Origin of the sequence: Xanthomonas sp. SI, from assembly GCF_014236855.1 — a bacterium.
Lineage (GTDB): Bacteria > Pseudomonadota > Gammaproteobacteria > Xanthomonadales > Xanthomonadaceae > Xanthomonas_A.
In genome coordinates, this window is record NZ_CP051261.1 from 1,805,003 (window position 1) to 1,826,555 (window position 21,553).

15 protein-coding genes and 1 pseudogene are annotated in these 21,553 nt (G+C 68.9%); 4 read left to right on the top strand and 12 right to left on the bottom strand.

Features of this window, described 5'->3' with window-relative positions:
- Positions 1–92: 92 nt before the first annotated feature.
- Positions 93–809, bottom strand: a complete 717-nt coding sequence (gene nfi / locus HEP75_RS07340; protein WP_185825971.1) for a deoxyribonuclease V — start codon at positions 807–809, stop codon at positions 93–95.
- Between the two features lie 349 nt (positions 810–1,158).
- Between nfi and gpmA the strand changes: the two genes are divergently transcribed.
- Both gpmA and HEP75_RS07350 read left to right on the top strand, forming a co-directional pair.
- Positions 1,159–1,908 (top strand): 2,3-diphosphoglycerate-dependent phosphoglycerate mutase, encoded by a 750-nt coding sequence (gene gpmA / locus HEP75_RS07345; protein ID WP_185825972.1) that lies wholly within the window; start codon positions 1,159–1,161, stop codon positions 1,906–1,908.
- 36 nt (positions 1,909–1,944) lie between these two features.
- Positions 1,945–2,205 carry an SHOCT domain-containing protein gene (locus HEP75_RS07350; protein WP_185825973.1) on the top strand — a complete coding sequence of 87 codons (261 nt, stop codon included), beginning with the start codon at positions 1,945–1,947 and terminating at the stop codon, positions 2,203–2,205.
- Positions 2,206–2,229: 24 nt separating this feature from the next.
- On the opposite strand, the gene HEP75_RS07355 is transcribed toward HEP75_RS07350, so the two are convergent.
- Positions 2,230–4,224 carry a beta-L-arabinofuranosidase domain-containing protein gene (locus HEP75_RS07355; RefSeq protein WP_185825974.1) on the bottom strand — a complete coding sequence of 665 codons (1,995 nt, stop codon included), beginning with the start codon at positions 4,222–4,224 and terminating at the stop codon, positions 2,230–2,232.
- A gap of 38 nt (positions 4,225–4,262) precedes the next feature.
- Positions 4,263–5,663 (bottom strand): MFS transporter, encoded by a 1,401-nt coding sequence (locus HEP75_RS07360; RefSeq protein ID WP_185825975.1) that lies wholly within the window; start codon positions 5,661–5,663, stop codon positions 4,263–4,265.
- A 191-nt stretch (positions 5,664–5,854) separates the two neighbouring features.
- On the opposite strand from HEP75_RS07360, the gene HEP75_RS07365 reads away from it, so the two are divergent.
- Together HEP75_RS07365 and HEP75_RS07370 are read left to right on the top strand one after the other, a co-directional pair.
- Positions 5,855–6,673, top strand: a complete 819-nt coding sequence (locus HEP75_RS07365) for an AraC family transcriptional regulator (protein WP_185825976.1) — start codon at positions 5,855–5,857, stop codon at positions 6,671–6,673.
- A 68-nt stretch (positions 6,674–6,741) separates the two neighbouring features.
- Positions 6,742–8,298 carry a phospholipase D family protein gene (locus tag HEP75_RS07370; RefSeq protein WP_185825977.1) on the top strand — a complete coding sequence of 519 codons (1,557 nt, stop codon included), beginning with the start codon at positions 6,742–6,744 and terminating at the stop codon, positions 8,296–8,298.
- 119 nt (positions 8,299–8,417) lie between these two features.
- On the opposite strand, the gene HEP75_RS07375 is transcribed toward HEP75_RS07370, so the two are convergent.
- From HEP75_RS07375 to HEP75_RS07415, 9 genes and pseudogenes are all read right to left on the bottom strand, one after another.
- Entirely contained in the window at positions 8,418–9,497 is a 1,080-nt protein-coding gene (locus HEP75_RS07375; protein ID WP_185815824.1) for a chemotaxis response regulator protein-glutamate methylesterase, read from the bottom strand.
- 31 nt (positions 9,498–9,528) lie between these two features.
- A complete protein-coding gene (locus HEP75_RS07380; RefSeq protein ID WP_185822696.1) occupies positions 9,529–10,335 on the bottom strand; it encodes a protein-glutamate O-methyltransferase CheR in 807 nt (268 codons plus the stop codon).
- Between the two features lie 13 nt (positions 10,336–10,348).
- Positions 10,349–11,602, bottom strand: coding sequence for an EAL domain-containing response regulator (locus HEP75_RS07385; RefSeq protein ID WP_185815826.1), 1,254 nt, complete (start codon positions 11,600–11,602; stop codon positions 10,349–10,351).
- A 59-nt stretch (positions 11,603–11,661) separates the two neighbouring features.
- Positions 11,662–12,195 carry a chemotaxis protein CheW gene (locus HEP75_RS07390; RefSeq protein WP_185825978.1) on the bottom strand — a complete coding sequence of 178 codons (534 nt, stop codon included), beginning with the start codon at positions 12,193–12,195 and terminating at the stop codon, positions 11,662–11,664.
- Between the two features lie 9 nt (positions 12,196–12,204).
- Positions 12,205–14,133, bottom strand: coding sequence for a methyl-accepting chemotaxis protein (locus HEP75_RS07395; protein ID WP_221899313.1), 1,929 nt, complete (start codon positions 14,131–14,133; stop codon positions 12,205–12,207).
- A gap of 103 nt (positions 14,134–14,236) precedes the next feature.
- Positions 14,237–16,234 carry a methyl-accepting chemotaxis protein gene (locus HEP75_RS07400; protein WP_185825980.1) on the bottom strand — a complete coding sequence of 666 codons (1,998 nt, stop codon included), beginning with the start codon at positions 16,232–16,234 and terminating at the stop codon, positions 14,237–14,239.
- A 76-nt stretch (positions 16,235–16,310) separates the two neighbouring features.
- A pseudogene (locus tag HEP75_RS07405) lies at positions 16,311–18,545 on the bottom strand (methyl-accepting chemotaxis protein); the annotation flags it as partial.
- A 220-nt stretch (positions 18,546–18,765) separates the two neighbouring features.
- Positions 18,766–20,844 carry a chemotaxis protein CheA gene (locus tag HEP75_RS07410; protein WP_185825982.1) on the bottom strand — a complete coding sequence of 693 codons (2,079 nt, stop codon included), beginning with the start codon at positions 20,842–20,844 and terminating at the stop codon, positions 18,766–18,768.
- A gap of 13 nt (positions 20,845–20,857) precedes the next feature.
- Complete coding sequence (locus tag HEP75_RS07415; RefSeq protein WP_185815832.1) at positions 20,858–21,178, bottom strand: STAS domain-containing protein; 321 nt, start codon at positions 21,176–21,178, stop codon at positions 20,858–20,860.
- Positions 21,179–21,553 lie beyond the last annotated feature (375 nt).

Here is a 21,553-nt window from a genome sequence, read left to right on the forward strand (position 1 = left end):
GCAGATCGCATCGTGCTGCTGCAGGCGGTGCTTGCCGCCGCCGCGCGTCGTGTAGAGGCGGCGCCCAACGCATCGATGCGTAGCGGCTCGATTCAGAACAACTGCCCGCTCTCGGCTGCCTGCACCGCGACCTCGCCGCGTCGCGAGGCCAGCCGGTCGGCCAGGCGGGTCGGTTCCGGCAGCCGGTAGCCGCGCAGGTAGCGCAGGGTCCAGTCCAGCGCGCTGTCCACCGCGACGCGGTGGCCGGGCGAGACGATCAATGGATTGCAGCGCGACTTGCTGCGCAGCGCCCAGCCGACAGTGTCGCCGCGGTGCACGATGGGGCTGCGGTCGCCGGCCTGCGGCCCGGGTTCGTCGTAGCGTCCGGCCAGCAGCTTCTTGGCCACGCCGATGCTGGGCAGGCCGCTGATCACGCCGAAGTGCGCGGCGATGCCGAGCCGGCGCGGATGGGCGATGCCCTGGCCATCGACGAACACCAGGTCCGGACGCTGCCGCAGCAGGGCCAGCGCGGCCAGCAGCGCCGGCAGTTCGCGAAAGCTCAGCAAGCCCGGCACGTAGGGCATCGAGGTCGGCACGCGGGCGATCTCGGCCTGTTGCGGTTGCAGGGTGTCGGCATCGATCAGAACGGCGGCGGCGCGGGTGATGCGGCCTTCGTCCTCGAAACCGACGTCGAACCCGGCCAGCCAGCGCGGCGGGTCCGGCACCTCGTCGTGCAGCCGCACCTGCTTGGCCAGCGTGGCCTGCAGCGCCCGCGCCTGCACGATGCTGCCGTCCCAGTCGCCGAAGACATTGTGCGAAGGAGTGTCCATGCGGCGATGATCGCGCGGTGGTCGTGGCTGTGGCGTGGAGGAGCTGGGAATGGGGAAACGGGAATGGGGAATCGTTGAAGCAGGTTCCTGATGCCTGGCGACGAGAGGTCGCGGTCTCGACAAGAGGGTGACGGTGGTCAGCGCCGATCCGCTTGCGTTCCGGCGTAGCGCCAGCCCGGCGCGCCTTGTAGGAGCGGCTTCAGCCGCGACAGATCGCCAGACGGCAAGGCGCGCTGGAACGCCAGGCCGTTTCCCATTCCCCCATTCCCATTTCCCCATTCCCAGCCGTCACATCCCGCTACAATCCAGGGCCGCACGACCCACGCATCCCCCAACGGAGACCGTCGCAGTGACCCGCAAACTCGTATTGTTGCGCCATGGCCAGAGCCAGTGGAACCTGGATAACCGCTTCACCGGCTGGGTGGATGTGGAACTCACCGAGCAAGGCCGCCAGGAAGCCGCCGCCGCCGGGCGCCTGCTGCGCGAGGAGGGGCTGCAGTTCGACGTGGCGCATACCTCGGTGCTCAAGCGCGCCATCCACACTCTGCAGGGCGCGCTGAAGGAACTGGATCAGGACTGGCTGCCGGTGCACAAGAGCTGGCGCCTCAACGAACGCCACTACGGCGGCCTGCAGGGCCTGGACAAGGCCGAGACCGCGGCCAAGCACGGCGAGGAGCAGGTCAAGATCTGGCGCCGTTCCTACGACATCCCGCCGCCGCCGATGGACGCCGACGATCCGGGTCATCCGCTGCACGACCGCCGCTACGCCACGCTCGACCGCAATGCGTTGCCGGCCACCGAGTCGCTGGCGACCACGCTCGAGCGCGTGCTGCCGTACTGGCACGACGCGATCGCGCCGCAGCTGAAGGCCGGGCAGACCGTGCTGGTCACCGCGCACGGCAACTCGCTGCGCGCGCTGTACAAGTATTTGAACGGCGTCTCGCGTGAGGAAATCCTGGAACTCAATATCCCCACCGGCATCCCGCTGCTGTTCGAGTTGGACGACGAATTGAAGGTGCAGTCCTACCGCTATCTCGGCGATCAGGAAGCGGCGAAGAAGGCGGCCGAAGCGGTGGCCAACCAGGGCAAGGCCAAGTAACACGCTGGCGCTACCTGCCGCATCAAGGAGGATGGGATGTTCGGTTTCAGCATCTGGCACTTCGTGATCATGTCGGTTCTGCTGGCGCTGCCGGTGCTGGTGTTCGCGGCGGTATGGCTGGCGATGCGCGCCGACCGGCGTGCGCAAGCGTCGCGTCGCGCCGCTGCGCCACCACCGCTGCCGCCCGCGGCATCGGTGGAAACGCGGTTGCGCGCGCTCGAGGCGTTACGCGCGCAGGGCCTGGTCGACCAGGCGGAGTACGAACGCCGGCGCCAGCAGATCCTCGCCGATCTGTAACGCGCGGCGCGGCGTCGCGCGGCTTCAGTCGTTGCCGCTCGCGTCCACCCACACTCGCATCTCGCCTTCGCCGCGGTTGGCCCAGGCGAAGTAGGGCACGAAGGTCAGGGTCTGCGCCTGCCGCGACGGCGGCGGCGCGTCGTAGCGGTACAGCGGCGAGGCGTCGGCCTGTGCGTCGTCGTGGCCGTGCAGGCGTTCGCCTTCGGCCTGCAGCAGCACCTGGCCGGCCAGCGTGCCGCTGCCGGGTTCGCTGCGGATCGCCGCGTCGGCGGGCAGGCGCAGCTGGTGCAGTTGCGTGCCGTTGTCGGCCTGCTCCAGGCAATACACCAATGGCCCGCGCTGCAGCGCGACCTTGCCGGCCAGATGGCGAACGCGCGGATGGCCGCTGACTCGCATCACCGGCATCGGCAAGTCCAGGTGCAGGGTGTCGCCGCGTTGCCAGCGCCGGCGCAGCACGCAATAGCCGTGCTGCAGATGCGCCTCGATCGCCACCGCTTCGCCGTTGAGCCGCAGTTGCGGCGCGCGGCACCAGTCCGGCAGGCGCAGCGCCAGGGCGGCCTCGATCGGCGCCTCGCAATCCACGCTCAGTTCGACTTGCTCCTGCCACGGGTATTCGCCGCGCTGGCGCAGGGTCAGGGTCTGTCCGTCCACGTCGAACGCCGCATCGCTGCCGACATACAGGTTCACGTAGAGCGTGTCGTCGCGCCGAGTGTAGATGTAGTGGCCGAGCGAGGTCAGCACGCGGGCGATGTTCGGCGGGCAGCAGGCGCAGCCGAACCAGCGCTGGCGCACCGGCTTGACGTGGTCGAAGCCGTGGTTGCCGTGCACCGTGGGCGGATGCACTTCCAGCGGGTTGACGTAGAAGAAGTGGCGCCCGTCCAGGGCCATGCCGGCCAGCACGGTGTTGTACAGCGCACGCTCCATCACGTCGGCGTAGCGGCTGTCCGGCGCCAGCTGCAGCATGCGGTTGGCGAACATCATCAGCCCGATCGAGGCGCAGCTCTCGTTGTAGGCGGTGTCGTTGGGCAGGTCGTAGTCGACGCTGAAGGCTTCGCCGTAGCTCTGCGCGCCGATCGCGCCGGTGAGGTACAGCTGCCGCTGGGTGGTGTTCTCCCACAGCCGTTCGCAGGTCGCGCGCAGGTCGGCGTCGCCGCTGTGCCGCGCCAGGTGCGCCACGCCGGCGTACAGGTAGACGAAGCGCACCGCGTGGCCGACCGCGGTGGTCTGCAGCGCGACCGGCACATGCGCCTGGCTGTAGGCCTTGTCCTCGATCATCCACGCCGGCCCATGCCCGCCCCAGAAGAAGCTGCGCCCGCGCTTTTCGTATTCCTCGTCGTAGTAGTGCGGCGCGGTGCCGCGCTGCTCGACGAAGTAGCGGGTCAGCGCCAGGTAGCGCGGCTCGCCGGTGGCCTCGTACAGGCGCATCAGCGCCAGTTCGATCTCCGGATGTCCGGGGTAGCCGTGCAGCTGGTCCGGGCCTGGGCCGAAGGTGGCGTCGATGTGGTCGGCGAGCCGGCACACGATGTCCAGCAGCGCGCGCTTGCCGGTGGCCTGGTGGTAGGCGACGCCGGCCTCGATCATGTGCCCGGCGCAGTACAGCTCGTGGCATTCGGCCAGGTTGGTCCAGCGCTGTTCCGGCGCCTTCACCGTGAAATAGGTGTTGAGGTAGCCGTCGGCCTGCTGCGCGGCACCGATCAGTTCGATGGTGGCGTCGGCATCGCGCTCCAGCGCCGGATCGGGATGCTGCGCGAGCAGGTAGGCCACCGCTTCCAGCCACTTGGCCACGTCGCTGTCCTGGAACACCATGCCGTAGAACGCGCCGTCGCTGCGCCCGGCGGCGATGCGGAAGTTCTCGATCGCGTGGCTGGGTTCGGCATCGGCGACGTTGTCGTTGAGCGCATCCCACTGGTACGGCAGCACCACCTCCTGCACCAGGCGCTGGTAGCGCTGCCAGAACGGGTCGGCGATGCGCAGGCGGTCGAGCGGGAGTTCGGGCGGCGGGGCGAGCGAAAGCGGCATGGAGGAGTCGATCCTGGGGAGGGAGAGAGGGAAGGGCGTCAGTGCACCGGTCGCGCGGCCAGATCGGCGCCGATCTCGGCCAGCAGCGGCCGGCGCAGGCGGCAGCGGTAGATCACCGCGGCCAGCAGCAGGTGGATGCCCGCCGGAATCAGCGTTTCCAGCAGGGTGATCGCCTGCAGCGAGGCGGCGGTCTGGTGCTCGGCGCCGGCACGGTAGCCCACGCGCACGAACAGGTAGCTGATCACCACCGCGCTCGAGGCCCAGGCCAGCTTGATGCAGAACAGGTTGAAGGCGAAGTTGATGCCGGAGGAACGGATGCGGTTCTTCCACGCGCCGTAGTCGTCGGCAAAGGCCATGATCGAGAAGTGCAACGGCAGCGCGAAGCCGAGCACCAGGCAGTTGACGAAGATCAGCCCCAGCCACAGCGTCTGCTGCGCCGGCCCGGTGGGCATGCACCACTGCAGCACGCCCAGCGCGGCCAGCGCCAGGTTGGTGTGCAGGTACAGCGCCAGCGGATCGAAACGGCGGCACAGCGCGTTGACCACGATCGCGCCGAGCACCGTGGCCAGCGCCACCATCGCGAAGAACAGCGAGGTGTAGCCGGCGCCGCCGCCGAGCACGTAGCTGATGAAGTACAGATAGCCGCCGCCGCGGATGTTGAACACGTTGATCAGCAGGAACGACATCAGCAGCACCAGCCGCATCTGGTCGTTGCGCAACAGCCCGCGCAGGTGCTCGCCGATGCCGGCCTCGCCCAGCAGGCTGACCGGCACGCGCTCGCGCACGGCGAAGAAGCAACACAGGAACATCGCCACCGCCAGCAGGCTGAGCAGGCCCACGCCGAGCTGGTAGCCGTGCGCGGTATCGCCATTGCCGAGCACTCGCACCAGCCACGGCAGCCCGACCGAGACCAGGAAGCCGGCGATGCCGCACAGCACGAAGCGCCACGACTGCGCCGACACCACTTCGCGGTGGTCGCTGGTCATGCTGTTGATCAGCGCGCAATACGGCACGTTGATCGCGGTGTAGCACAGCGACAGCAGGAAATAGCTGGCAAAGGCGTAGGCGACCTTGGCCGCGTAGCTCAGTTGCGGGGTGCTGAAGGTCAGCACGCAGGCGATGCCGATCGGCAAGGCGATCCACAGCTGCCAGCCACGGAAGCGGCCCCAGCGGCTGCGGGTGCGGTCGGCGAGCAGGCCCATCAGCGGATCGGACACCGCGTCGGCGATGCGCAGCACGGTGAACAGCGTGCCCACCAGCGCCGGGGTCAGGCCGAACACATCGGTGTAGAAGAACGTGAGGAAGTTGGCGATCAGGCAGGTGACGATGGTGCCGCCGGCATCGCCCAGGCCGTAGCCGAACTTTTCCAGGCGCGAGAGGCGGTGCGTGGCGGCCTGTTCGGCGCCTGCGGCAACGGGGCCAACGGCGGTCGCATTCAACGGGACGGTTCCTGGCGGGCGCGGGATGCGGCGCCACCGCAAAGTCGCATGCCGGCGGCATCGGAACAAGAGCCGGTGCGGTATAAAAACGGTACGATTCCGACCTGCGCGGCTACGGCGGCGTGCGCGGCGATGCCGCGCTTTGTTTGCTGCAGTGCAGCGTGCCATTCTCGCGGGGAGACGCTTCCGACATGCTCGAACTCGCAGTCGCCTATCCGATCCGGGTGCAGAACGGCGGACTGTTCATTTCCCGCGGGGTCGGTGCGCACCCGACGCGGGTGATCCAGTCCTACGAACTGATCTTCGTCGAGCGCGGCACCTTGTCGATCCGTGAACAGGACGACGACTTCCACATCGGCCCCGGCGAGACGCTGATCCTGTGGCCGGGGCGCGAACACGCCGGCCTGGGCCGCTTCTCCGACGAGCTGCGGTTCTACTGGGTGCATTTCGAACTGGCACCGACCGCCGTCGCCGCGGACGAGGCGACGCTGCTGTCGATGCCGCAACGCACCGCGATCCGCGATCCGGAGCGTTTCGTTGGCCTGTTCCGCTGGTTCCTCGCCGAGCAGGAAGAACGGCGCACGCTGCCGATGCTGGAGCCGATCGTGCTGTCGATGCTGCAATGCGTGGCCGGCGCCTGGCCCGATCCGCACGACTCCGATCGCGCCGGCGTGGCGCTGGCGTACCGCGCCAAGCAGCTGATCGGCACCCAGTTCCATACCGCGCTGACCGCGTCCACGCTGGCCGCGCAGCTGCATTGCAATCCGGACTACCTGGGCCGCATCTACCGCCGCGCGTTCGGCACCACGCTGACCGAGGCGATCCATCGCCAGCGCATCGCCTTTGCCGAGAAACTGCTGCTGGTGAACACCTGCACCGTCGACGAAGTCGCGCAGCGCGCCGGTTTCAGCGATTGCGGCTATTTCCGCCGCATCTTCCGCCAACGCCTGGGCATGACCCCAACCGCGTATCGGCGCTTGTACTGCAAGGAGCACATCAACTCGGGGTGAGCGCGTTCGCGCAGCGGCCTACACAGGGCATTGCCTACACTGCGCCGATGTCATGGGGAGTCCGCAAGATGAAGAAGGCGCTGAAATGGAGCGGCATCGCCCTGGCCGCGTTGGTGCTGGCCTCGCTGGCGGCGCTGTACGGCTACGGCCGCTTCGCCGACCGCGCGCAGGGGCCGGCCAGCCACGCCTTGCCGGCGACCGCGCTGCACACCCCGATCGACCGGGTGGTGGCGCCGCTGACCGCCGCGCATCCCGGGCACAGCGGCATGGTGATCCTGCCCGACAACGTCGAGGCGTTCGCGGTGCGCGCGGCGGCCGCGCGCGCGGCCGGGCGCAGCCTGGACCTGCAGTACTACATCTGGCATGCGGATTTCACCGGCAACCTGCTCTACAACGAATTGTTGCGCGCCGCCGACCGCGGCGTGCGCGTGCGCCTGCTGCTGGACGACATGAACGTGCACGGCAGCAATTCGGTGCTGGCCGCGCTGGACAGTCATCCGCTGATCGAGGTGCGGCTGTTCAACCCGACCCGCGCCCGCGAAGGCACGCTGATGCGCGGGGTGGAACTGGTGCTGCGCTTCTTCAGCGTCAACCGGCGCATGCACAACAAGGCCTGGATCGCCGATGGGCGCATGGCGGTGGTGGGCGGGCGCAACGTCGGCGACGAATACTTCGATGCGGCGCGCGACACCAATTTCATGGACACCGATGTGGCGGTGGTGGGGCCGGCGGTGGCGCAGGCCGCGCAGATCTTCGACGCCTACTGGAACAGCCGCACCGCGGTGCCGCTCGGCGCGCTGGTACAGGCCGAGCCGGAGGCGCTGCCCAGGCTGCGCGCCAGCATTGATGCCGGCCTGGGTTCGGCGCGGGCGCATCCCTACGTGCAGCGCCTGCGGCAGGCGCCCAGCGTGCGCAACCTGGTCGAGGGCGAGCGCCCGATCCACTGGAGCGCCGAGGCGTCGATCGTGTCCGACCCGCCGGAGAAGGCCGAAGGCGCGCCGCCGCGCGCGGACTGGATGACGCCGCGGCTGGTCGGCGAAATGGCGCGCGCGCAGCGCGAACTGGCGCTGATCTCGCCGTACTTCGTGCCTGGCGCGGAGGGCATGCGCTGGATCGGCCAGCTGCGCCAGCGCGGCGTCGCGGTCGGTGTGCTGACCAATTCGCTGGCGGCCAACGACGTGGTCGCGGTGCATGGCGGCTATGCCGGCTACCGGGTGCCGCTGCTGCGCCAGGGCGTGGCGCTGTTCGAACTCAAGCCGCAGGGCGATCCGGGCGGCAGCCTGTTCGGCTCCAGCGGCGCCAGCCTGCACACCAAGGCGTTCGTGGTCGATGGGCGCGAAGGCTTCATCGGCTCGTTCAATCTCGACCCGCGCTCGATGAATCTCAATACCGAGATGGGCCTGCTGTTCCGCGATCGCGCGGCGGCGGCCGAACTCGAGCGGCTGTACCGGACGAAGGTGTCGGCGCCGGTCAGCTACCGGCTGGCGCTGCAGGATGGGGCGGTGCGCTGGCACGACGCGGCGGCGCGGCCGCCAACGACCTGGGAGCGCGAGCCGGAGGCAGGGATCTGGCGGCGTGCCGCGGCGCGTGTGATCGGCTGGTTGCCGGTGGAGTCGCAGCTGTAGCGGCACGGACCGTAGCGAAATTGTAGGAGCGGCTTCAGCCGCGACAGGTTCTATTGGTAATGCCTGTCGCGGCTGAAGCCGCTCCTACAGGGACGGCATTTCGGCGGCGGCGAGCCGCGCTAGGTCAGCTGCTGCACGATCTCGCGCGCCATCGAGCCCAGCGGCAGGATCTTCTCCGCGCCGCCGCGCTTGATCGCTTCCTTGGGCATGCCGAACACGATGCTGCTCTGTTCGTCCTGGGCCACGGTGCGCGCGCCGGCCTGGCGCATCTCCAGCAGGCCGACCGCGCCGTCGTCGCCCATGCCGGTCATGATGATGCCCAGCGCATTGGCGCCGGCGGCGCGCGCGGCGGAGCGGAACAGCACGTCCACCGACGGCCGGTGCCGGTTCACCGGCGGCCCGTCCACCACCTCGACGAAATACTGCGCGCCGCTGCGGCGCAGCAGCATGTGCTTGCCGCCGGGCGCGATCAGCGCGCGGCCCGGGACCACGCGGTCGTTGTTGGCCGCTTCCTTCACCGCGATCTGGCACAGGCTGTCCAGCCGCGCGGCGAACGCGGCGGTGAACTTCTCCGGCATGTGCTGCACGATGACGATGCCGGGGCTGACCCGCGGCAGCGCGGTCAGCACTTCCTCCAGCGCCTGGGTACCGCCGGTGGAGGTGCCGATCGCGATCACCCGTTCGGTGGTCTGCGCCAACGGGCGCCCGCCCTGCGCCGGCAGGATCACGTCGGCGGTGTGCTTGACCTCCGCTTCCACCGGCGGCGCGGCACTGCGCGCGGCCAGGCGCTTGACGTTGGCGCGCGCGGCGGTGCGCACCGTGGCGACGAGTTCCTCGGCCGAGTCGGTAAGGAATTGCTTCAGCCCGAGCTTGGGCTTGGTCACCACCGCCACCGCGCCGGCGGCCAGCGCGTCCATGGTCACCCGCGCGCCTTTTTCGGTGAGGGTGGAACAGATCACCACCGGGGTGGGGCGCTCGCTCATGATCTTGCGCAAGAAGGTGATGCCGTCCATCTTCGGCATTTCCACGTCCAGCACGATCACGTCCGGCCATTGTTGGCGCATCTTCTCGATCGCCAGCAGCGGGTCGGCGGCCGCGGCGATCACTTCGATCCCGGGCGCGTCGTTGAGCACCGCCACCAGCACCTGGCGCACCACCGCCGAATCGTCGACCACCATGGCCTTGATCGTCGTCGTCATCGGTCGTTCCTTGTAGATGCAGCAGGGGCGCTCATGGCTTGCGGTAGACCGACGGCGCCACCTGCACGACTTCGTTGTTGACGTCGTTGAGGCTTTCCGAATGGCCGATGCAGAAGATGCCGCCGCGCTTGAGCGTGGACAGCACCCGCGCGACCACTTCGCGCTTGGTCTGGCCGTTGAAGTAGATCATCACGTTGCGCAGGAAGATCACATCGAACTGGCCGAGGTTGGGCAGCGACGCATTGAGGTTGGCGTGCAGGAAGCGCACGTTGTCGCGCAGCTTGCGGTCGATCAGCAGGCTACCTTCGTATTCGCCGCGGCCTTTCAGGCAGTAGCGCTTGAGCAGGGCGGGCGGCATGTGCTCGATGCGCTGCAGCGGATAGTGGCCGGTGCGCGCCTTGGCCAGCACGCGGGTGCTGATGTCGGTGCCGACCACTTCGTAGGCGCGACCTTGCAGCGTGTCGTCCAGCACCATCGCCATGCTGTAGGCCTCCTCGCCGGTGGAACTGGCCGCGCTCCAGATGCGGAACGGCGCGTTGCCCTTGTGCTCGCTGGCCAGCTTGCGCAGCAGGTCGAAGTGCTTGGGTTCGCGGAAGAAGTAGGTTTCGTTGGTGGTCAGCAGGTCGATCGCGGTCTGCACCTCGCCGCTGCCTTCGCGGCTTTCCAGCAGCTTCATGTACTGGGTGTAGGTCTGCAGCGAATGCGCCTTCAGGCGCTTGCCCAGGCGCCCGCACAGCATCGCCTTCTTGGCCGGGGAAATGGTGATGCCGGCGGCGTCGAAGATGAAGCGCTGGAACCTGCCGAATTCCTGCTCGGTGATGGTGTCGGTGCTGGTCATGGTGGTCCGGGAGTCAGTGGTGCGGCGCTTGCGCCGAGGTGGGGCCGTGTTCCTGCAGCCGGGTCTGGTGCTCGAGCAGCCAGGTAGTCAGCGCGCCGCCGCCCATCGGCCGCGCCAGCAGATAGCCCTGGCCCAGGTCGCAACCCAGTTCCTGCAGCAGTTGCCAGTCCTCGACCGTTTCGATGCCTTCGGCGACGGTGCTCAGGCCCAGCCGTTGGGCCATGCCCAGCGCCGATTCGAGCACGGTGCGCAGATTGCGGCTGCGGTGCGCGTCGTGCACGAAGATGCGGTCGATCTTCAGTTCGGTGAAGGGGATGCGGGTCAGCTGTTGCAGCGAGGAGAAGCCGGTGCCGTAGTCGTCCAGCGACAGGCCGAAGCCCTGCAGCCGCAGCCGTGCCAGCATGCCCAGCGCGCTGGCCTCGACCAGCGAGCTTTCGGTGATCTCCAGGATCACGTCGGCCGGCACCAGTCCGTGGCGGCGCAGTTGCGTTTGCAGTTCGTCGAGCAGCCCGGGGTCCTGCAGCAGGCACGGCGACACGTTGATCGCCAGGGTCAGGCGGAAGCCGGACTGCTTCCAGGTCGCCAGCCGCGCCATCGCCTGGTCGGCGACGCTGGCGGTCAGCGCATGGATCAGGCCTTCGCGTTCGGCCAGGGCGATGAAGCGGTCCGGCGCGATCTGCCCGTTCTGCGGATGCCGCCAGCGCGCCAGCGCTTCCACGCCGCTGACCTGGCCGCTGCGCATGTCCACCTTGGGCTGGTACGCCACTTCGATGTCGCCGCGGCGCAGCGCCTCGTGCAGCATCGCCGCGTCGGTCGGATCGCCGGCGCCGGCGTCGTTGCGCGCGGCCGGCAGCGGCTGCGGGTGCGCCTGCAACGCCGCATCGAGTTCGGCCGCGCGCAGCGGCTTTTCCAGGCCGGCCAGCACCTGCAGGCCGCTGGCGCGGCCGACCTGCAGCACCGAGTCGATCAGCGCCGAGCCGCGTTGCGAGGCGACCACGATCGGCACGCGCACGTTGCAGCGGGCCAGCGCATCGAGCAGCTGCACGCCGTCCATGCCGGGCATTTCCAGATCCACGATCAACAGCCCCGGCGCCGGCCCCTGGCTCACCCGCGCCAGCGCCGCATGGCCGTCCGGCACGCCCTCCACCGCCACCGCGCCCAGCCGCAGGCACAGCGCCAGCGCATGCTCGCGCTGGACATGGCTGTCGTCGACGACCAGGACCGTACCGAATTGGCTGAGCGTGGCGATTTCGGGGGCGAGCGACATGCGGATTCCGTCGGTGGGCAAGGTGGACGCGGCGCGAGGCGCCACGCCGCGCGGGAAACTCAGGCGGCCAGGCCTTCCTCGGCAGCCGACTCGACGCCGGCCATGGCGACGAACTCCTGGGTGGACAGCGCCGCATCGGCATCGAGCAGGATCACGAAACGTTCGCCGACCTTGCCCATGCCGTGGATGAAATCGCGGCGGATGCCGGCGCCGAACGCAGGGGCCGGGGCGATGTCGGCGGCGGCGATCTCCAGCACTTCGCTGACCGCGTCCACCAGCAGCCCCAGCACCTGGCGCTCGTTGCCGTTGGCGACTTCGACGATGACGATGCAGGTGCGCTTGGTGACCTCGCTGGCGGAGCGGCCGAAGCGTTGCTGCAGGTCCACCACCGGCACCACCGCGCCGCGCAGGTTGATCACCCCGCGCAAGGCCGGCGGCATCATCGGCACGTCGGTCGGCGTGCGGTATTCGATGATTTCCTTGATGCCGAGGATGCCGACGCCGAACATCTCCTTGCCGAGCAGGAAGGTCAGGAACTGGTCGGGAGCGAGATCGGTGCCGCCGAACGGGACGGTGGATGCGTGAGCGTTCATGGCTGGTCCTCAGAAACTGTCGAAATTGGCTTCGTCCGGCGCAGCGCCGGCCAGCGCGAGCTGGCTGTCGGCGAAACGCACGAACGGCTTGCGCGCTGCGGCGCGGGCGGGCTGCGCCGGCTTGCGCGCGGCTGCGGTCGCGGTCGCCGCGCGGCGCGGCGGCGCCACGCCGGCGAGCTTGAAGAAGCTCATCAACTGCTGCAGTTGCTCGGCCTGGCCGCTCATTTCCTCGGCGGTGGCGGCCAGCTCCTCGGAGTTGGACGCGGCCTGCTGGGTGGTCTGGTTGAGCTGGCCGACCGCGGTATTGATCTGGCTCACGCCCGAGGCCTGTTCCTCGGACGCGGCGGTGATTTCCTGCACCAGGTCGGAGGTGCGCTTGATCGACGGCACCATCTGCTCGAGCAGCTTGCCGGCGTTCTCGGCCAGTTCGACGCTGGAGCCGGCGACGTCGCCGATCTCCTGCGCGGCGACCTGGCTGCGCTCGGCCAGCTTGCGCACTTCCGCGGCGACCACGGCGAAGCCCTTGCCGTGCTCGCCGGCGCGCGCCGCTTCGATCGCCGCGTTCAGCGCGAGCAGGTTGGTCTGGTAGGCGATGTCGTCGATGATGCCGATCTTCTGCGCGATCTGCTTCATCGCCTGCACCGTGGCGCGGACCGATTCGCCGCCGTCCAGCGCCTGGCTGGAGGCCTTGCTGGCCATGCCGTCGGTGACCTTGGCGTTCTCGGTGTTCTGCGCGATCGAGGCGGTCATCTGCTCGATCGCGGCGCTGGTCTCCTCGACTCCGGCCGCCTGCTCGCTGGCCGCCTGGCTCAGCGACTGCGCGGTGGCGCTGACTTCCTCCGAGGCGCTGGCCAGCGCCTCGGCGCTGCCGTTGACCTCGCTGACCACCTGCGACAGGCGCGCGATGGTGTCGTTGACGTAGTTCTTCATCTCCGCGTAGGCGCCGTCGTAGCTCTTGTCGATGCTCTGGGTCAGGTCGCCATCGGACAGCGCGCTCATCACCCGCACCACGTCCTGGATGCTGTTGCCGGTGGTGCCGACCAGATCGTTCAGGCCCTGGCCCATCTCGCGCTGGAAACCGGCCAGGCCGTCCAGCGCGACCTGCTCGGAGAAGTCGCCGCGGTTGGCGGCCTGGATCACGCGGCGCTGGCCGTCGATGACCAGCTTCAGCCGCTCGACCATGCTGCGCATCGCATACAGCGCGCTGCCGTTGTCGTTGGCGCGTGTCCTGACGTCCAGGGCCAGATCGCCCTGCGCCACCTTGTTGGCGATCTCGGCCACGTAGGCCGGCTCGCCGCCAAGCAGACGCATCAGTCCGCGCACGATGAACACCGAGATGCCGGCGCCGAGCAGCACGCATACCGCGATCACCGCGACGATCCAGCTACGCGCGCTGGCGTACAGCGCATCGCCCTGCGCACTGGCGGCTTCGCCGCCCTTGACGTTGATCTCGACCAGCTTGTCCAGGGTCGCCGAGGAATCGTCGAACAGGGTCTGCTGGCGGCCGTTGAGCAGGGCCATCGCCTCGCTGGTCTTGAGCTCGCGCGACAGCTGCAGCACCTGCTTGTGCAGCGCCAGGTATTCGTCGAACTTGTGCGCGAAATCGTCGTAGTCGGCCTTTTCCTCGGGCGAGGAGATCAGCTTGACGTAATGGTCGCGGTTGCTCGCGTAGTCGGCCAGGATCTTGTCCATGACCTGATCCAACTTGGCCATTTCCTCCGGGCGCTCGCTGACCACGTGCTGCAGCTCGGCCACGCGCAGGTCGGAGGTGTTGGTGTTCATCTGCTGGATGTAGCGGATGCTGGGCATCCAGTTCTCGGCCATGTCGGTCGAGGACTGGTTGACCTGGGCCAGCTTGTCGGTGGCGAACAGGCCCATGCCGAGCATCAACAGCAGCACCGAGGCGAAACCCAGGCCGATTCTTGTACCGATTTTCATGTTGGCAAACACGCGCGTGATCTCTTGAAGATGGAATGTGCGAGCGGTCCGGGTCCGCGCCGCGCGCCAGCTGTGCGGACGCAAGGCCGGACGCCGGGTTGGTTCAGAAGCTGTCGAAATGCAGTTCGTCCGGTGCCGTCACCAGCGCCAGCCCGGCCTCGCCGTAGCTGCGTGCCCGCGCAGGTGCCGCCGGCTTCCTGCCGGCGCGCGGCACCGCGACCGGGCGCCGCGGCGTCGCCGCCGCCTGGTTGGTGCGGAAGAAGCTCATCAGCTGCTGCAGTTGCTCGGCCTGGCCGCTCATCTCCTCGGCGGTGGCGGCCAGTTCCTCGGAATTGGACGCGGCCTGCTGCGTGGTCTGGTTGAGCTGGCCGACCGCGGCATTGATCTGGCCGACGCCGGAGGTCTGTTCCTCGGAGGCGGCGGTGATCTCCTGCACCAGGTCGGAAGTGCGCTTGATCGACGGCACCATCTGCTCGAGCAGCTTGCCGGCGTTCTCGGCCAGCTCGACGCTGGAGGTGGCGACGTCGCCGATCTCCTGCGCGGCGATCTGGCTGCGCTCGGCCAGCTTGCGCACTTCCGCGGCGACCACGGCGAAGCCCTTGCCGTGCTCGCCGGCGCGCGCCGCTTCGATCGCCGCGTTCAGCGCCAGCAGATTGGTCTGGTAGGCGATGTCGTCGATGATGCCGATCTTGTGCGCGATCTGCTTCATCGCCGCCACCGTGGAGCGCACCGCTTCGCCGCCTTCGATGGCTTCGCGCGCGGCCTTGGCGGCCATGCCGTCGGTGACCTTGGCGTTCTCGGTGTTCTGCGCGATCGAGGCGGTCATCTGCTCCAGCGAGGCGCTGGTTTCCTCCACGCCCGCGGCCTGCTCGCTGGCCGCCTGGCTCAGCGACTGCGCGGTGGCGCTGACTTCTTCCGAGGCGCTGGCCAGCGCCTCGGCGTTGATGTTGACCTCGCCGACCACCTGCGCCAGGCGCGCCACGGTGCCGTTGATGCTGTCGCACAGTTCCTTAAGCTGGCCGTGGCAGGCGACGTTGGCGGTGCGGGTCAGGTCGCCGTCCTCGATCGCCTTGAGCACCTGGCGCGCTTCGGTCAGCGGCCCGATCACCGTGTCCAGGGTCTGGTTGACGCCGTCGACGATGCGGCGGAAATCGCCCTGGTGCAGGCCGGCGTCGGCGCGCACGTCCAGGCGTCCGGCACCGGCGGCTTCGACCAGCAGGTTGGTATCGCGGATCAGCGCGCGCAGGTTGCTGCGCACCTGCTCGATGATGTCGTTGATGAACGCCTTCTTGCCGGGCAGCTGCGCCAGCGGCGCGTCGAAGTTGCCGCGGCCGAATTCGGCGACCACGCCCATCGCCAGCTTCTTGACCGCGATGTGGCCCACGACCATGCGGTTGATGCCGTCGGCCATGCTGCGGAAATCGCCTTCGAAGCGCTGGCTGTCGATGGTCACGTCGATGTCGCCGGCGTCGTGTTCGGCCGACATGTGGTTCATCTGCGCGATCAGCCCCAGCAGGTTGCGGCGCACCTGTTCGATGGTGTCGTTGATGAACGCCTTCTTGCCCGGGAAGGTCTCCAGCGGCGCCTGGAAGTTGCCGCGGCCGAACTCGGCGACGCAGGCCATGGCCTTCCTCTTGCCCGCGATATGGCTGGCGACCATGCGGTTGATGCCCTCGGCGATGCTGCGGAAATCGCCTTCGAAGCGCTGGCTGTCGATGATCACGTCGATGTCGCCGGCATCGTGCTCGCGCGACATGCGCCCGATCTCGTCGCCGATCTGGCGCACGCCGAACTGCACCTCGCGCAGCGCCAACAGGATCTCGCAGGCCTGGTCGTTGCGCACCGTCGGCATCACCACCTCGAAATTGCCGCGGGCGAAGCGGGTCAGGGCGGCGGTGGCGATGCCCAGCGAGCGCGAGATCGCGTGCGCCACGTAGGCAAGCACCGCGCCGCCCAGCACCGCTGCGGCGATGGCCAGCGCCAGCACCTGGCCTGGCGGCAGCGCCAGCGCGAAGCCGGCCGCGCTGGCTGCCAACGGCAGCAGCACGGCGATGCAGCAGCCAGTCCATAGCTTGGAAGAGAGTGAGATGGCGTTGGACATCGCTGTGTACCTATCGGTGATGGGGTGGCGGGTCCCGGCCGTGTCGCGGCCGGTTCCGGGTGGGCTGGTGCGGGGATCAGAAGGTTTCGAACGCGGTTTCGTCGAGCCGTGCCGCCGCAGGTGCGGCGCCGGCGAAGGCGCGCAGGCGCGGCGCCCGCACCGGCGGTACCGGGACGCGCCGCGGCAGCGGGGTAGGGGCGGACGCCGCGTTGGCGGGGCCGGTCCTGAAGAAGTTCATGAGCACCTGCAGTTGTTCGGCCTGGCTGCTTACTTCTTCGGCCGTGGCCGCCAGTTCTTCAGCGTTGGCTGCCGATTGCTGGGTGGTCTGGTTGAGCTGGACCACGGCCGTATTGATCTGCCCGACCCCGGAGGTCTGTTCCTCGGAGGCAGCGCTGATCTCCTGCACCAGGTCGGAGGTGCGGCGGATCGACGGCACCATCCCGTCGAGCAGGCGCCCGGCGCTTTCCGCCAGCTCCACGCTGGAACCGGCCACGTCGCCGATCTCGTGCGCGGCGACCTGGCTGCGCTCGGCCAGCTTGCGTACTTCCGCGGCGACCACGGCGAAGCCCTTGCCGTGCTCGCCGGCGCGCGCGGCCTCGATCGCCGCGTTCAGCGCCAGCAGATTGGTCTGGTAGGCGATGTCGTCGATGATGCTGATCTTCCTGGCGATCTCCTTCATCGCGTTGACCGTGGCGCGCACGGCTTCGCCGCTCTCGGCGGCTTCGCGTGCGGCCTTGGCGGCCATGCCGTCGGTGACCTTGGCGTTTTCGGCGTTCTGCGAGATCGAGGCGGTCATCTGCTCCAGCGACGCGCTGGTCTCCTCCACGCCGGCCGCCTGTTCGCTGGCCGCCTGGCTCAGCGATTGCGCCGTGGCCGAGAGTTCCTCCGAGGCGCTGGCGAGCGTGACCGCATTGCTGTTGACTTCGTTGACGATGCCGGTGAGCTTGTCGATGGTGGCGTTGACGTAGCGTTGCATGTCGGCGAACGCGCCCTCGTAGCGGCCCTGCACCTTGCAGCTGAGGTCGCCGTCGGCGACCGCACCCATCACCTTGATCACGTCGCCGACGCTGCGCAGATTGCCGCGCGCCTGCTCGATGGTGTCGTTGATGAAGGCCTTCTTGCCGGGCAGTTGCGCCAGCGGCGCGTCGAAATTGCCGCGGCCGAACTCGGCGACCACGCCCATCGCCAGTTTCTTGACCGCGATATGCGCGGCGACCATCTGGTTGATGCCGTTGCCCATCGCGCCGAAGTCGCCCTCGAACTTGGCGGTGTCGATGGCCGCGTCGATCTCGCCCTTGTCGTGCTCGGCGGACATGCGGTTGATCTCGGCGATCAGGTGCTTGAAGTTGCCGCGCACGTGTTCGATGGTATCGTTGATGAAGGCCTTCTTGCCGGGCAGCTGCGCCAGCGGCGCGTCGAAGTTGCCGCGGCCGAATTCGGCGACGACGCCCAGCGCCAGCTTCTTGACCGCGATGTGCGCGGCCACCATCTGGTTGATACCGTCGCCCATCGTGGCGAAGTCGCCCTCGCACCTGGCGGTGTCGATGACCACGTCGATCTCGCCCTTGTCGTGCTCGGCGGACATGCGGTTGATCTCGGCGATCAGCTGCTTGAAGTTGCCGCGCACGTGCTCGATGGTGTCGTTGATGAAGGCCTTCTTGCCGGGCAGCTGCGCCAGCGGCGCGTCGAAGTTGCCGCGGCCGAATTCGGCGACCACGCCCAGCGCCAGCTTCTTGACCGCGATGTGCCCGCCGACCATGCGGTTGATGCCGTCGGCCATGCCGCGGAAATCGCCCTGGAACTGCGCGCTGTCGATGACCGCGTCGATCTCGCCGGCCTCGTGCTGGTCGGACATGCGCCGCATTTCCGCGATCAGCCCGGTCAGGTTGCGGCGCACCTGCTCGATGGTGTCGTTGATGAAGGCTTTCTTGCCCGGGAACGCGGCCAGCGGCGCGGCGAAGTTGCCGCGGCCGAATTCGGCCACGCAATCGATCGCCTGCTTGTTCACGCCGATGTGCCCGGCGACCATCGCGTTGATGCTCTGGGCCAGATCACGGTGGGTGCCGGGCCAGCGCGCCGGATCCATCGCCACCTCGCACTCGCCGGCGGCATGCGCGCTGGCCATGTGGCCGACGTCGGCGTGGAACTGGCGCAGGTCGGCCTGCGCGGTGCGCAGCAGCTGCGTCACTTCGTTGTCGGCGGCGCCGGCTGCCGGCACGATCCGTTCCAGGTCGCCGCGCACCAGCGCGTCCAGCCCGGCGGTGGCCAGGTTCAACGTGCGCGCCGCGGCGAGCGCGGCCCAGCCCAGCACGCCGGCGCAGGCCAGCGTCGCGGCCGCGACCAGGGCCAGCGCGGCGCCCTGCGCGAGCGGCAGCAGCAGCGCCGTGGCGGCGGCAGCGGCGGGCAGGGCGACGGCGATGGCCGTCGTGATCAATAACGTGGTCGCGATCCGTGAGCGATAAGACATGGCAGCGGTTCCTGGCTAGCGTCTATGAATGGTGTGGGTGCGCGGCGGCACCCGCGGGGCGGCGTCAGGCCGCCAGCGAAGCGGTGGAAGGTTCGACTTGCGACAGCAGCGAGGGCACGTCCAGGATCAGGGCGACGCCGCCGCTGCCGAGGATGCTCGACCCGCTGATGCCCTTGACCCCGGCGAACACCTTGGCCAGCGGCTTGATCACGGTCTGCCATTCGCCCAGCAGCGTGTCCACGACCAGGCCGAAGCGCTGCGCGCCCTGGCGGATCACCACGATGCTCTCGCGCGCCGGCGGCGCGCCGGCGATGCCGAACAGCGAGCGCAGGCGCACGTACGGCAGCACCCCGCCGCGCAGGTCGATGTAGTCGCTCTGGTAGTTCGGCGCGAACTCCACGCATTCCTCGACCACGTCCAGCGGCACCACGAACACCGACTTGCCGACGCCGACCTGGAAACCGTTGATGATCGCCAGGGTCAGCGGCAGCCGCACCGAGATGGTGGTGCCCACGTCCTGCTGGCTGCTGATGTCCACGCTGCCGCGCAGCGCGGTGATGTTGCGCTTGACCACGTCCATGCCGACGCCGCGGCCGGACAGGTTGGTGACCTTCTCGGCGGTGGAGAAGCCCGGCTCGAAGATCAGCGCGAACACCTCGCGATCGGACAGGCTGCGGCCGGGCTCGATCAAGCCGCGCTCCAGCGCCTTGGCCAGGATCCGCTCGCGATTCAAGCCGCCGCCGTCGTCGCTGATCTGGATGACCACGCTGCCCGAATCGTGGAACGCGTTGAGCCGCACCGTGCCGCGCACCGGCTTGCCGCGCGCCTGGCGCAGCTCGGCCGGCTCGATGCCGTGGTCCATCGCGTTGCGCACCAGGTGGGTCAGCGGATCGGCGATCTTCTCCACCACCGACTTGTCCAGCTCGGTGTCCTCGCCGTTGACCACCAGGACGATGTCCTTGCCCAGTTCGCGCGCCACGTCGTGGACCACGCGGTGGAAGCGGCTGAAGGTGCCGCCGATCTTGACCATGCGCAGCTGCAGCGCGCTCTCGCGCACGTCCTCGACCAGCCCGGCCAGGATCGAGGTGGATTCGAGCAATTGCGCGTCGCCGGTGCGCTGCGCGTTGGCGCCGGTGCTGGCGACGGCGATGATCAGTTCGCCGACCAGGTCGATCATGCGGTCGAGCTTGTCGGCATCGACGCGGATCGAGCCGCCCTCGCTGCGCGCGGCGGCGGGTGCCGCTGCGGCCTTGGCCGGCGCCGCCGGCAGGGCGGAGGCGGGTGCAGAGGGTGCCGCTGGCGCGGGCGCGGCCAGCACCGCCGCCGGCTCTGGACTGCCGAAGTTGGCGAAGTCGTCGGCGTGGCCGTGGCCGCCGGCTTCGGCCACCAGCAGCGGCAACTCCAGATTGGCGGCATCGCCGTGCGGATCCACCGCCACGACTTGCAACTCGCAGTCGTCGCGGACGAATTCGAAAATGTCCTCGATCGCGGCCTGCTGCGCGTCGGAGCGCAGCAGGATGTCGAAGCCCAGGTAGCAGGCTTCCGGGTCCAGTTCCGGCAGCGCCGGCACGCGCTCGTGGCGGGTGCGCACCGCTTCCAGCGTGCCCAGGCTGCGCAGGCAGCGGATCAGGTGCAGCGGCGAGTTGCCGAAGCGCAGCGCGTCGCTGAACAGCTGCAGCGAGATCCGCCAGTAGCCTGTCTGCGCCGCGGCGGTGGCCGCGACCGTGGTGGCGGCAGCCGCCGGCGCGGCGGCCGGTTGCAGATAGGTTTGCAGGCGCACCAGCAGCGGCTCGCCCTCGGCGGCAAGCACCGCTTCGTCGGCCTCGGCGCCGGCCGCCGCTTCCACCAGCGCGCGGATGTGGTCGCAGCAGGCCAGCATCAGCTGGATCAGCTCCGAATCCAGCGCCACCGCGTGCTCGCGCACCAGGTCCAGCACGCTCTCCACCACGTGGGTGAAGCCCACCAGTTGCGCCAGGTCGAACAGCCCGCCGGAGCCCTTGATGGTGTGCGCGGCGCGGAAGATGGCATTGACCGCGTCCGGGCCGGCTTCGCCGCGTTCGGCTTCCAGCAGGTTGCGTTCCATGTCCTCGAGCAGGTCGCGGCTCTCGGCGATGAAGGTCTGCAGCAGTTGAGCGAAATTCATGAGCTGGCGCCGATCAGTGGAAGGTGTCGCTGGCGCCGGGCGCGAGCGTGTCGCGCAGGCCGAGCAGGTCAAGCGCGTCGGTGACCGGCGCGCTGCAGCCGTCGAGCTGGAACGGCCGGCCCAGCGCGCGCAGCGCGGCCTGGGTGGCGAGCAGCAGCTGGATGCCGGTGGCATCGATTTCGGTGACCGCCTGCAACTGCAGCTGCAGGCCGCCGGGGTGTTCCAGCGCCGGCAACAGCAGCGGCTTGAGTTCGCCGGCGCGGCGGATGGTCATGTCGCCATCCAGGCTCAGTTGCAGCGGCGGGGGCAGGGAGTCCGGGAGTTTCGAGCGCATGGGATGTCTCCGATTCGAGCAGGGGGAACGTCGAAATCCCGGCCGCGGCGCGGGTGCGAAACAAGCCGGTCGGGCTTGCTGTAAGCAGATATCGGCGCCTTTTCGGAATATTTAGGCCGAAAGACGCATTTGTCTCGCAAATCCTTGACAAGGATGAGCGGTTCAGTCTAGTGAGCGGCACCCCATTCCAGTTATGGGCAAGTGCCGTCCGCCACCACGAAATGGATGCATGCGCCGTGCCAGTACTGGGGTAGCGCTACCACAACAGAAAACGGCCGGGGAGGCCGGCCGTTTTTCGGAACGTTCGCGTTGTGCGCACCCGCGGTGCGCGACCGTCTGGATGGCGTGCCGCTGTGCGCAGGGGTCTTCTGCGCG